This is a genomic window from Nocardioides sp. 1609, from assembly GCF_004522105.1.
In the GTDB taxonomy this organism is placed as follows: Bacteria; Actinomycetota; Actinomycetes; order Propionibacteriales; family Nocardioidaceae; genus Nocardioides.
Window position 1 is genome coordinate 21932 of record NZ_SPUJ01000002.1, and the last position, 11833, is coordinate 33764.

Annotated in this window: 14 protein-coding genes; 7 read left to right on the forward strand and 7 right to left on the reverse strand. The window is 71.9% G+C overall.

Annotated elements, in window-relative coordinates; genetic code table 11:
• Positions 1–2 precede the first annotated feature (2 nt).
• From nuoE to E4623_RS05140, 5 genes are all read right to left on the reverse strand, one after another.
• Entirely contained in the window at positions 3–824 is an 822-nt protein-coding gene (nuoE, locus tag E4623_RS05120) for an NADH-quinone oxidoreductase subunit NuoE (RefSeq protein ID WP_134765474.1), read from the reverse strand.
• A gap of 70 nt (positions 825–894) precedes the next feature.
• Positions 895–2241 (reverse strand): NADH-quinone oxidoreductase subunit D, encoded by a 1347-nt coding sequence (locus tag E4623_RS05125; RefSeq protein ID WP_134765475.1) that lies wholly within the window; start codon positions 2239–2241, stop codon positions 895–897.
• Positions 2241–2954 (reverse strand): NADH-quinone oxidoreductase subunit C, encoded by a 714-nt coding sequence (locus E4623_RS05130; RefSeq protein WP_134765476.1) that lies wholly within the window; start codon positions 2952–2954, stop codon positions 2241–2243. Before E4623_RS05130 ends, E4623_RS05125 begins: the two co-directional genes overlap by 1 nt.
• Positions 2954–3508 (reverse strand): NADH-quinone oxidoreductase subunit B, encoded by a 555-nt coding sequence (locus E4623_RS05135; protein WP_134765477.1) that lies wholly within the window; start codon positions 3506–3508, stop codon positions 2954–2956. The genes E4623_RS05130 and E4623_RS05135 overlap by 1 nt, the downstream gene beginning before the upstream one ends.
• Before the next feature lie 81 nt (positions 3509–3589).
• On the reverse strand, positions 3590–3952 hold the full coding sequence (locus E4623_RS05140; RefSeq protein WP_134765478.1) for an NADH-quinone oxidoreductase subunit A: 363 nt from the start codon (positions 3950–3952) through the stop codon (positions 3590–3592).
• 317 nt (positions 3953–4269) lie between these two features.
• Here E4623_RS05140 and E4623_RS05145 point away from each other — a divergent pair, with 317 nt between their 5' ends.
• Genes E4623_RS05145 through E4623_RS05155 form a run of 3 tightly spaced genes read left to right on the forward strand, consistent with a single transcriptional unit; the run spans position 4270 to position 6291 of the window.
• The gene (locus E4623_RS05145; RefSeq protein ID WP_134765479.1) at positions 4270–4887 is read left to right on the forward strand and encodes an AIM24 family protein; all 618 of its coding nucleotides are present in this window, start codon (positions 4270–4272) and stop codon (positions 4885–4887) included.
• A 7-nt stretch (positions 4888–4894) separates the two neighbouring features.
• Positions 4895–5536 (forward strand): AIM24 family protein, encoded by a 642-nt coding sequence (locus E4623_RS05150; RefSeq protein ID WP_134765480.1) that lies wholly within the window; start codon positions 4895–4897, stop codon positions 5534–5536.
• A gap of 5 nt (positions 5537–5541) precedes the next feature.
• Positions 5542–6291 (forward strand): AIM24 family protein, encoded by a 750-nt coding sequence (locus tag E4623_RS05155; RefSeq protein ID WP_134765682.1) that lies wholly within the window; start codon positions 5542–5544, stop codon positions 6289–6291.
• A 127-nt stretch (positions 6292–6418) separates the two neighbouring features.
• Here the strand turns inward: E4623_RS05155 and E4623_RS05160 are convergent, their stop codons facing one another.
• The gene (locus E4623_RS05160; protein WP_134765481.1) at positions 6419–7108 is read right to left on the reverse strand and encodes a demethylmenaquinone methyltransferase; all 690 of its coding nucleotides are present in this window, start codon (positions 7106–7108) and stop codon (positions 6419–6421) included.
• Positions 7109–7224: 116 nt separating this feature from the next.
• Here E4623_RS05160 and E4623_RS05165 point away from each other — a divergent pair, with 116 nt between their 5' ends.
• The 4 genes from E4623_RS05165 to E4623_RS05175 all read left to right on the forward strand — a co-directional run bounded on the left by E4623_RS05165 (position 7225) and on the right by E4623_RS05175 (position 11174).
• Entirely contained in the window at positions 7225–8229 is a 1005-nt protein-coding gene (locus tag E4623_RS05165) for a L,D-transpeptidase family protein (RefSeq protein WP_134765482.1), read from the forward strand.
• 135 nt (positions 8230–8364) lie between these two features.
• Positions 8365–8511, forward strand: coding sequence for a hypothetical protein (locus E4623_RS22490; RefSeq protein ID WP_167736491.1), 147 nt, complete (start codon positions 8365–8367; stop codon positions 8509–8511).
• A gap of 75 nt (positions 8512–8586) precedes the next feature.
• On the forward strand, positions 8587–10332 hold the full coding sequence (locus tag E4623_RS05170) for an ABC transporter ATP-binding protein (RefSeq protein ID WP_134765483.1): 1746 nt from the start codon (positions 8587–8589) through the stop codon (positions 10330–10332).
• Positions 10329–11174 (forward strand): serine/threonine-protein kinase, encoded by an 846-nt coding sequence (locus E4623_RS05175; RefSeq protein WP_134765484.1) that lies wholly within the window; start codon positions 10329–10331, stop codon positions 11172–11174. Before E4623_RS05170 ends, E4623_RS05175 begins: the two co-directional genes overlap by 4 nt.
• On the opposite strand, the gene E4623_RS05180 is transcribed toward E4623_RS05175, so the two are convergent.
• Positions 11164–11790, reverse strand: a complete 627-nt coding sequence (locus E4623_RS05180; protein WP_134765485.1) for a hypothetical protein — start codon at positions 11788–11790, stop codon at positions 11164–11166. The genes E4623_RS05175 and E4623_RS05180 overlap by 11 nt on opposite strands.
• Positions 11791–11833: the final 43 nt, after the last annotated feature.

Genomic DNA, 11833 nt, shown 5'->3' on the forward strand with positions numbered 1-11833 from the left:
GATCAGTCGGCCTCCTTCTTCTCGGCTGCCGTCTCGTCGGTCGGGCTCTGCTCCTCGACGGTGGCGGCCTCGTTGACCGTCGCACCCTGGTCGCCGGCCTCGGCGGCGGCCTCTTCCCTCTCCGCCGGCTCCGACGGGACGGCGGGTGCCTCGTCGCCGCCGGTGAGCTGCTTGTCGGACTCGTCGGAGGACGGCGCCGTCCAGCCGCGGTCGCGGGCGATGCCCAGGCCGACCAGCGACGCCGGCCCGGCCGAGGGGCCCTCGTCGGCGCGGCCGTCGGGGAACCCGGCGAGCACCCGCTCGGCCTCGCGCCAGGTGCACAGCCGCGGACCTCGGGTGGAGGTGACCTCGGTGCCCGCGCGCAGGTCGTCGACCAGGTCGGTGGCCTTCTGCGGGGTCATGTTGTCCATGAACTCCCAGTTGACCATCATCACCGGGGCGTAGTCGCAGGCCGCGTTGCACTCGACGTGCTCGAGGGTGATCTTGCCGTCGTCGGTGGTCTCGTCGTTGCCGACGTCGAGGTGGTCCTTGAGCCGGGCGAAGATCTCGTCGCCGCCCATCACCGCGCACAGCGTGTTGGTGCACACGCCGACGTGGTAGTCGCCCACGGGCCGGCGCTTGTACATCGTGTAGAACGTCGCCACGCCGCTGACCTCGGCCGCGGAGATCCCCAGGATCTCGGCGCAGACCTCGATGCCCTCGGGCGTGATCCGGCCCTGGGCCGACTGCACGAGGTGCAGCATCGGCAGCAGGCCCGAGCGCTTCTCGGGGTAGCGCGCGGCGATCGCCTCGAGCTCGCCGTACGTCGTCTGTTCGATCGTCATCGCGGGGTCCCCTCGGAGCTGTTCGACGAAGGAGCGAGGCCGAGGTGGAGAGGAGTTCCGTGGGGTGTCATCAGCGGTCGACACCTCCCATGACGGGGTCGATCGAGGCGATGGCGACGATGACGTCGGCGACCTGGCCGCCCTCGCTCATCACGCTCGTGGCCTGCAGGTTGGTGAAGGACGGGTCGCGGAAGTGCGCGCGGAACGGACGCGTGCCGCCGTCGGAGACGACGTGGGCGCCGAGCTCGCCCCGAGGCGACTCGATCGGCACGTAGGCCTGGCCGGGCGGCACCCGGAAGCCCTCGGTGACGAGCTTGAAGTGGTGGATCAGGGCCTCCATCGACTCACCCATGATGTGGCGGATGTGGTCGAGGGAGTTGCCCATGCCGTCGCTGCCGATCGCGAGCTGGCTGGGCCAGGCGATCTTCTTGTCGCCGACCATGACGGGCGCACCCTCGAGGCCCGCGAGCCGGTCGGCGGCCTGCTCGATGATCTTGAGCGACTCCCACATCTCGTTGAGGCGCACCCGGAAGCGGCCGTAGGCGTCGGCGGTGTCCCAGGTCTGGACGTCGAACTCGTAGTCCTCGTAGCCGCAGTACGGCTCGGTCTTGCGCAGGTCCCAGGCGTAGCCGGCCGCGCGGATCGGCGGGCCACTGAGGCCCAGGGCCAGGCAGCCGTCGAGCTCGAGGTGGCCGACGCCCTCGAGGCGAGCCTTGAAGATCGGGTTGGCGTTGCAGAGGGCGGCGTACTCGGGCAGCCGCTTCTTCATCAGCGCGACGAACCCGCGGATCTCCTCGAGCGCACCCGGCGGGAGGTCCTGGGCGACGCCGCCGGGACGGATGAAGGCGTGGTTCATCCGCAGGCCGGTGATCAGCTCGAACAGGTCGAGGACGAGCTCCCGCTCGCGGAACCCGATCGTCATGACGGTCAGCGCGCCGATCTCCATGCCGCCGGTGGCGATGCAGACCAGGTGCGAGGAGAGCCGGTTCAGCTCCATCATCAGGACCCGCATGACGCTGGCCTTCTCGGGGATCTGGTCCTCGATGTCGAGCAGCCGCTCCACGCCCAGGCAGTACGTCGCCTCGTTGTAGAACGGGGAGAGGTAGTCCATCCGGGTGCAGAAGGTCGTGCCCTGCACCCAGGAGCGGAACTCCATGTTCTTCTCGATGCCGGTGTGGAGGTAGCCGATGCCGCAGCGGGCCTCGGTGACCGTCTCGCCGTCGATCTCGAGGATCAGGCGGAGGACGCCGTGGGTGGAGGGGTGCTGCGGGCCCATGTTGACCACGACGCGCTCCTCGACGCCCTCGTTGTCGGCCAGCCCGGCCACGATGTCGTCCCAGTCACGGCCGCTGACCGTGAAGACCTTGCCCTCCGTCGTCTCCGTGGAGCCGGCGTAGATGTCGTCCTGAGTAGTCATTAGCTGTACGACCTCCGCTGGTCGGGCGGCGGGATGGTGCCGCCCTTGTACTCGACGGGGATGCCGCCGAGGGGGTAGTCCTTGCGCTGGGGGTGGCCCGGCCAGTCGTCGGGCATGAGGATCCGGGTGAGTGCGGGGTGGCCGTCGAACACGATGCCGAACATGTCCCAGGTCTCGCGCTCGTGCCAGTCGTTGGTCGGGTAGACGCTCACGATCGACGGGAGGTGCGGGTCGCTGTCGGGGACGCTGACCTCGAGCCGGATCCGGCGGTTGAACGACATCGACAGCAGGTGGTAGACCGCGTGCAGCTCGGCGCCGGTGTCGTCGGGGTAGTGCACCCCGCTGACGCCGGAGCAGAACTCGAAGCGCAGCCGCGGGTCGTCGCGCAGGTGCTGCGCGGTCGCGAGGAGGTCCTCGCGACGGACGTGGAAGGTGATCTCGCCGCGGTGGACGACGACGCGGCCCAGGCTCGTGGTCGACTCGAGCGCGTCGGCCACCTCGTCGAACCAGCCGCCGAAGGGCCGCTGCGCGGCCCCCGGGAAGACGATCGGGGCCACCAGGCCGCCGTACCCGCTGGTGTCGCCGGTGCCGCGGACGCCGAACATGCCGGTGCGCTGACCGACGGCCCGGACCTCGTCGCCGGTCGTGGCCGGGGTCTTGCCCTCGCCGGCCGACGACTGGTCGGGACCGGTGGTCTTGTCCTCGGCGGCCATCAGCGCAGCAGCCCCTTCATCTCCGAGGTGGGCAGCGCCGTGAGGGCCACGGACTCGCGCTCCTCGATCTGGGCGATCCGGTTGGCGCCGAGCTTGGCGTGCTGCACCTGGTCGTGCAGCTTGAGGATGGCGTCGATGAGCATCTCCGGACGCGGCGGGCAGCCCGGGAGGTACATGTCGACGGGGACGACGTGGTCGACGCCCTGGACGATCGCGTAGTTGTTGAACATGCCGCCGCTGCTGGCGCAGACGCCCATCGCGAGCACGTACTTGGGCTCGGCCATCTGGTCGTAGATCTGGCGCAGGACCGGGGCCATCTTCTGGCTCACCCGGCCGGCCACGATCATCAGGTCGGCCTGGCGCGGGCTGGCCCGGAAGACCTCCATGCCGAAGCGCGCCAGGTCGTACTTCGGGCCGCCGGACGTCATCATCTCGATGGCGCAGCAGGCCAGCCCGAACGTCGCCGGCCAGAAGCTGGCCTTGCGCATGTAGCCGGAGAGACCCTCGATCGTGCTGAGCAGCACGCCGCTCGGGAGCTTGTCCTCGATACCCACGGTGTCAGTGCCTTCCCGAAGCCAGTGCCGTTAGCGGTGCCATGAGCGGTGCCGGTGCCGTGCTCGTCCTCATCGCGGTCCTCAGTCCCACTCGAGGCCGCCGCGGCGCCAGACGTAGGCGTAGGCGACGAAGACGGTGCCGATGAAGATGACCATCTCGACCAGCCCGAAGAGCGCCATCGCGTCGAACTGCACGGCCCACGGGTAGAGGAAGATGATCTCGATGTCGAAGACGATGAAGAGCATCGCGATGATGTAGTACTTCACCGGGAACCGGCCGCCGCCGACGGCCTGCGGAGTGGGCTCGATGCCGCACTCGTAGCTGTCGAGCTTGGCACGGTTGTAGCGGCGAGGGCCCACGACGAACGCGCTGGTGACGATGGAGCCGACCGCGAAGATCGCGGCCAGCGCCGCGAGGACGAGGACGGGTGTGTAGAAGTCCATCCGGCCTTCCCTTCCACGACGACAAGGTTCCTCGCGCACGGTGCCACTTGTGACTTTGTGAACTGAATCACGAGGAGCGATCGCAGTCATACTGCCACCCCGAGTCGCCCACGTCACACCCGGGAGGGGTTCGGCAAAACCGGCCCTGACCTGCGAATTTAACGCACGGAAGCGTTGCGTAATTGACGACGCCGTCGCCCCCGGCGACACCCCCGGCGACACCCCCGGCGACACGGGTCTCCCGCGACGGCCGGATCGCTCGTTAGGGTGCCTCCAGATCCGGCGGTTCGACCGCTCCCCCCTGCACCGGAGGCCCGATGGCGACCCTGACCGCCGACAAGAAAGTGCTCCACGCCGACCTCACCGGCGACAGCGTCCGAGCCGCCCAGGGCGCGATGGTCGCCTACACCGGCAACATGACCTTCAAGCACGCGGGCATGGGCGGCGGCGGCGGGCTCCGCGCCGCGGTGCGCCAGCGGGTGGCCGGCGAGAGCATCACGCTGATGGAGTGCCAGGGCCACGGCCGGGCCTACCTCGCCAAGGACGCCCTCGACGTGACCGTCGTGGTGCTCGACAACGACCGGCTCACGGTCGAGTCCGAGCACATCCTCGCCGTCACCGACGGCCTCAAGCTCGACGTCCAGTTCGCCGGGCTGCGGGGGATGACCAGCGGCCAGGGCCTCGCGACGACCACCGTCACCGGGTCGGGCCAGTGCGCGATCACCTCCGACGGGCCGATGATCCCGCTGGCCGTCGCGCCCGGGATGCCGCTCGTGGTCGACCCCGACGCCTACGTCGCCGGCACCGGCCAGATCCAGATGAGCCTGGTCTCCGGGGTGACCTGGCGCAGCCTCGTCGGCGAGGGCGGCGGCGAGCCGTTCAGCCTGCGCTTCGAGGGCCAGGGCACCGTCTACATCCAGCCCGCGGAGAGGTGATCTGACGATGGCGTTCGAGCAGCTGAACAAGAAGGTCATCCGGACCGACGTCTCCCCCGGCGGCGAGGTCATCGCCCGCCGCGGCGCGATGCTCGGGTACTCCGGCGCCGTCACCTTCCGCCCGATCAGCGGTGGGGGCGGCGTCGGCGGCATGGTCGGGCGCGCGATGGCCGGCGAGTCGGTCCCGATGATGGTCGCCGAGGGGCAGGGCAACGCGCTCTACGGCTTCCGCGGGCACTACGTGACGCTCGTCGAGCTCAACAACGAGACCCTGACCGTCGAGGCGGACCGGCTGCTGGCGCACCACGCCAACCTGTCGACGTCGGTGGAAATGATCGGGCAGGGCGGCATCCGCCAGGCGGTCCGCGGCGCCGTGTCGGGCCAGGGGCTCTTCACGACGAAGGTCAGCGGGTCCGGGTCGGTCGCCCTGCTGTCGCACGGCGGCACCTTCGAGATCCCGGTGAACGGCGAGATGGTCGGCGTCGACCCGCAGGCCTACGTCGGGCACGTCGGGGCGATGCAGATCGACTTCAAGGTCAGCGGCGGCATCCGCGACGTCGTCGGCCGCGGCTCGGGCGAGGCGACCCAGCTGCACTGCACCGGACACGGACGTGTCTACATCCAGGCCTCCGAGGAGAAGTTCCAGTGATCCAGATGACCGGCGGCTCGACCGTCTACGACGCCCAGTCGCTCCCCTCGAACGACAACATCAACTCCTACTCGTTCTGCATCGACCTGAACGGCGAGTGGTTCACGTCCAAGGGCGCGATGATCGCCTACTACGGCAACATCGACTTCTCCGGCGTGGCGGCCTTCGCCTCCCGTGCCGCGTGGGTGGCGTCCCGGTTCTCCTCGCCGATCTACACGCAGGACTGGGTGATCGCCGCGGGCCAGGGCAAGCTCGTGATCGGCGACCGCGGCTTCGACATCAACTCCTACGACCTCGAGGTCGGCAACCTGACGATCAAGGCCTCGAACCTGCTCGCCTTCGAGACCGGCCTGGAGCTCAAGCAGTCGATCGTGCCCGGCTTCCTGACCCTGATCGGCACCGGCAAGTTCCTCGCGTCGTCGTCCGGCCCGGTGATCTTCGTCGAGCCGCCGTTCCGCGCCGACCCCGACGCCCTGCTCGGCTGGGCCGACTGCCCGTCGCCCTCGGTGCACTACGACCACAACTGGATGGCGCAGTCGTTCATGGCCGGCATCCAGGGCATGTTCGGCCGCGAGTCCGGCGAGGAGCGTCAGTACGACTTCACCGGCGCCGGCACGATCCTCATGCAGTCGTCGGAGCAGATGCGCGCCGACGGCGCGCTGATGCGGCTGGTCGAGTCGCAGACGAACCTGCTCGACGCGCAGTCGGCCGGCTCGCTCGGGCAGCGGCTGGTCGCGAGGTCGCAGCAGCAGTAGGACCGCCGACCCCGCGCTGACCCGTCACCTATAGGTGACGGGTCGGCGTGCAGTTGTGCGCTGACCCGTCGCCCATAGGTGACGGGTCAGCGTGCAGCGGCGGGGGTGGCTCGTCCCTCGCGGTGGGCTACGCGCGGGCGCGGTGCAGCGCGACGATGCCGCCGGAGAGGTTGCGCCACTCGGGTGCCTGCCAGCCGGCGTCCGCGAGGAGGGCGGCGAGGGCGGGCTGGTCGGGCCAGGCGCGGATCGACTCGGCGAGGTAGACGTAGGCGTCGGGGGACGAGGAGACGGCGCGCGCGACCGGCGGGAGCGCCTTCATCAGGTACTCGACGTACACGGTGCGGAACGGCGCCCAGGTGGGGTGGCTGAACTCGCAGACGACGAGGCGGCCGCCGGGGCGGGTGACGCGACGCAGCTCGTGCAGGCCGGCGACCGGGTCGACGATGTTGCGCAGCCCGAACGAGATGGTGACCGCGTCGAAGGTCGCGTCGGCGAACGGCAGCCGGGTGCCGTCGCCCGCGGTGAACGGCAGGTGCGGGCGGGCGGCCTTGCCGACCCGGAGCATCCCGAGGCTGAAGTCGCACGGGACGACCCGCGCGCCACGGTCGGCGAACGGCTGGCTCGAGGTGCCGGTGCCGGCGGCGAGGTCGAGGACCCGCTCGCCGCGCTGCGGGTCGACGGCCCGGATGACCTCGTGCCGCCAGCGCCGGTCCTGCCCGAGCGAGAGGACGTCGTTCGTGACGTCGTACCGCTTCGCGACGGCGTCGAACATCCGACGGACGTCGGTGGGCTGCTTGTCGAGATCGGCGCGGGTCACGGACGAAGCCTAGGGACGACGCGCCGCCTGCAACCAAACGGCGCTGCGATGCGTCTCCCAAGCAGCACCACACCGCATAATCACATCCGTCACTCCTGTCACAGAGAGCACCCTCCATGAAGATCGCCCGCCGCCTCGTCCTGACCGCCCTGGTCTGCGCCCTCGTGGCGCTGGCCGCCCACGGCGCGGGCTGGACCCCGCAGCTCGGCTCGGACGACGACGCAGCCGCGTCGACGTCGCCGCGCGACCCGTCGCGCACCCCGACGACCTCTGAGGACGCCGGCCCGGGCACCTCCCCCACGGCTCCGGGCGGCGACCCCGCCGACCCGACGGCTCCCGCGAGCCCGGGCGACCCGGTCGACCCGGTCGACCCGAGCGAGGAGCCCAGCACGCCGGGCACCGACGAGGGCGACGCACCCTCCCCGAGCGAGTCCCCGAGCGACGAGCCGAGCGCGGAGCCGCCGGCCCCCGAGCTGCAGCCCGGTCCGGCCCTGATGGGGCCCGGGGACGACAGCGACGAGGTGCGCGAGCTGCAGGCACGGCTGCGCCAGATCGACTGGTTCCAGCAGGACGTCACGGGCACCTACGGCGACGTCACCCGGGCCGCCGTCGAGGGGTTCCAGGCCAAGCGCGAGATCCCGGTGACCGGTGAGGTCGACCAGCGCACGATGGACCGGCTGCTCGCGATGACCAGCGAGCCGACCGCGGCCGAGCTGGCCAACCAGCTGGGTGCCAACGTGCCCGGCGCCCTCGACCCCCGGTGCACCACCGGTCGTGCGCTGTGCGTCGACAAGTCCAGCCGCACGCTGCGGTGGGTCGTCGACGGCCAGGTGCTCAAGACGGTCGACGTGCGGTTCGGCTCCGACGAGCTGCCGACCCGCGAGGGCGCCTTCTCGGTGGACTACAAGAACCGTGACCACGTGTCGTCGCTCTACGACACCCCGATGCCGTTCGCGATGTTCTTCTCCGGCGGCCAGGCCGTCCACTACTCGCCCGACTTCGTCGCGACCGGCTACGACGGTGCCTCCCACGGCTGCGTCAACGTGCGCGACCTCGGCGCGATCACCTGGCTCTTCGACCAGGTGCAGGTCGGCGACAAGGTCATCGTCTACTGGTCCTGACCACCCGTCGAGCCGCCGCTGAGACCGACTAAGAACGGTCTCATCGGCGGCTCACGCTCGCATCACGCAGCGCCGTCAGTCTTCTTCTCGTGGCCCCGGACCGGGGCACGACACCCACGAGAAGGAGGCAGCACCATGGCACGTTCGGGCATCTTCAGCGCCCTGCGACCGGCCACCGTCGCCCGCGGCGGCGGCAGCGACAGCAGCGACGACCGGAGGCGCCGCCGGCGTCGTCGGCGCCGTCGTCGCAACCGCAGCCGCTCGCGTTCGCGCAGCAGCTGACGCCGACCCACGGACGGAACGGGCGGGCGCCTGATCACAGCAGGCGCCCGCCCGTCCGGTCCCCAGGATCCTGACATGCGCAGACTCTGGCAACGCCTCGCCGCGTCGCTCCGCCCCGCACCCGACGCCGCCCCCGTCGTCGCCGCCGCCGCCCACCTGAGCATCGCGGACGTCGTCCGTCGGTTCTGGCCACGCCTGCGCCCGCTGCGCTGGTGGCTGGCCCTCGGGCTGGTGCTGCTCGCCGCGGCCCCGGCGATCTCGGTCGTCGAGATCCTCCTCTTCCAGCGCCTCGTGGACGACGTCCTGGTGCCGGCGACCTTCGAGCCGCTGGTCTGGATCGCAGCCCTCTACGTGGGCCTCAACCTCCTCAGCGCCGTCGTCACGGGCGCCGACGACTACCTGTCGACCTGGATCTCCCAACGCTTCCTCGTCGGCCTGCGCCGTGACGCCTTCGAGCACGTCCTCGCCCAGCCCGCCGTCGTCCAGGACCGCCGGCGCCTCGGCGACACCCTCACCCGGCTGACCTCCGACGTCTCGGCGGTCGAGAGCTTCATGATCGGCCAGCTCACGCAGGGCGCCGGCGCGCTGCTGCGGCTGGTCTTCTTCGTGGGCGCCCTGTTCTTCCTGCAGTGGGAGCTCGCGGCCGCCTCGCTGGTCGTCGTCCCGGCGTTCTGGTGGGTCTCGACCCGTTTCGCCCGGCTGACCCGCGACGTCTCCCGCGAGCGGCGCCGGCGCGGCGGCTCGCTCGGCTCCCTCACCGAGGAGAGCCTCGGCAACGCCGCCCTCGTGCAGACCTACGGCCGCGAGGAGGCCGCGGTCGAGGCCTACCACGAGCAGAACCGCGGCATCGCCGACGCCGAGCTCGCCGGCAGCCGCGTCCGCGCGGTGTTCCTGCCGCTGGTGGACCTGGCCGAGCTGGTCGGTGTCCTGATCGTCGTCACGCTCGGCGTCTGGGCGCTCTCGACCGACCGGTTGAGCCTCGGCGGCCTGCTCGCGTTCCTCACCCTGCTGCTGCAGTGCTACGGGCCGGTGCGCGACCTCAGCAACCTGGTCCCCGCGCTGTACTCCGCCACCGCCGGCGTCGAGCGCATCGTCGAGCTGCTCGACGAGCCGGCCGCGCAGGACCGCCCCGACGCGCAGCCGCTGCCCCCGGGCCCCGGCGCGATCGCGCTGCGCGACGTCCGGGTCACCTACCCCGGCGCCGTCGTCCCGGCCCTCGACGGCTTCACCCTGGACGTCGCCGCGGGCGAGCGGGTCGCCGTCGTCGGCGACAGCGGCTCCGGCAAGTCGACCCTGGCCCGCCTACTCACCCGCCAGCTGGACGCCGACGCCGGTGTGGTCGCCATCGACGGCCACGACGTCGCCACCCACACCGCCCGCTCGGTGCGGGCCGGCGTCACCGCGGTGCTGCAGGAGCAGCTGCTGCTCGACGCCAGCGTCCACGACAACATCGCCTTCGCCCGACCCGACGCCACCCGCGCCGAGGTCGAGGAGGCGGCCCGGACAGCCGACGCCCACGCCTTCGTCAGCCGGCTGCCCGACGGCTACGACACCCGCATCGGGCAGCGCGGCCGCAGCCTGTCCGGCGGGCAGCGCCAGCGGCTCGCGCTGGCCCGGGCGCTGCTGCGCGACAGCCGGGTCCTGGTCCTCGACGAGCCGACCACGGGTCTCGACCACGACTCCAGTCGGCGCCTTCTCGACGCCGTCGCCGCAGCCAGCCGCGGCCGCACGCTGGTCCTGCTCACCCACGACCCCGTCGTCCTCGAGTACGCCGACCGGGTGGTCCGGCTCGACCCCCGGACCGTGGCGGTGACGTCGTGACCGGTCCGGCGCTCGACGCCACCGTCCGGCTGCTGCCCGGCTACGTCGGGCTGACCCGCCTCGCCCACGGCCGCCGGCTCGACACCTGGGACGCCTGGGACGAGGAGCGCCGGACCCGCTGCGTGGTCAAGGTCCTGCGCGCGGACCGCCGCGACGACGAGCGCGTGCGGGCCGCCACCCGCCAGGAGGGGCTGATCGTCACCAGCCTCGTGCACCCTCACCTGGTGCGGGGCCTCGCGGCCTTCGACGAGCCGCCGGCGCTGGTCATGGAGACGCTGCGCGGCGCGACCCTGGCCGCCGTCGTCGACGAGGGACCGCTCGGCGTCCCCGACGTCGCCGAGCTGGGTCTGCAGCTGGCCTCGGTGCTCGGCTACCTCCACCGCCACGACTGGCTGCACCTCGACGTCAAGCCGGCCAACGTCGTCGTCGAGCACGGCAAGGCGGTGCTCATCGACCTGAGCCTGGCCGGCCGGCCCGGGAGCGCGCGGCCCGGCGCCGGGACCCGTGGCTACCTCGCGCCGGAACAGGCCCGCGGGCACGGCCTGACGGCGGCGACCGACGTCTGGGGACTCGGCATCACGTTGCTCGAGTGCCTCAGCGGCGAGCTCCCGTACGGCGACGAGGCGACCTGGGACACCCGGCGTCGCTGGCCGGTGGTGCACCGGCGGATGCCGGCGGCCCCCGAGGTGCCGGACGGGCTCCCACCGGACCTGCGCGACCTCCTGGTCGCGTGCGTGGCCGTCGACCCGGCCGCCCGGCCACGGCTGGACGACGTCCGGGCCGGGCTCGCGCCGCTGGCCGCCGAGCCGCCGCACGACCTCGGGGGCGGGCTCAGGTCGTGACGAGCGCGGCCAGCGCCTCGACGGCGGCGTCGACGCTCATGCCCTGGCCGAAGATCTCGTAGGTGCGCTCGCCCACGCCCTGCTGGCAGCGCAGCGACTGCGGGGCCGCCGCATCGTCGACCTGCTGGCCGGCGGGCACCGCCTCGCCCCAGGTCACGACGCACAGGGCGTCGCCGGCGTCGACCAGCTCGACGGCCGGGCGGGCGAGGTCGATCAGCTCGGGGTCGATCGGCGGGAAGTCGGGCAGGAAGACCCCCGGCGCCTTGTCGACCGCGGTGACCTGCGCGACCGCGGACTGGTCGACGGCGGCGTAGATGCGGAACGCCGCGGGGACGCCGTAGACCTCGGTGAGCCGGGCGCCCGCGGAGTCCTCCTGGCCCCGGAGCTGGTCGAGGTCGGTCAGCTGCGCGGACAGCTCCTCGGGGAGGTCGTCACCGTCGAGCGCCAGCAGGCCGCCGGGCAGCTCGTCGGGCAGGTCGATCGGCCCGGCGGCGGCCTCCGGCTCGGACGGCGCCGCGTCCCCCTCGGGCAGCGAGGTCGCGAAGGCGACCAGTCCGCCGAGCAGCAGGAGCCCGACGACGGCGGCGGCGAGCGTGGACCGGGACGAGGCAGACATGGGTCCGATCATGGCAGCCACCTCCCCAGGGGTTGTCGGCCGG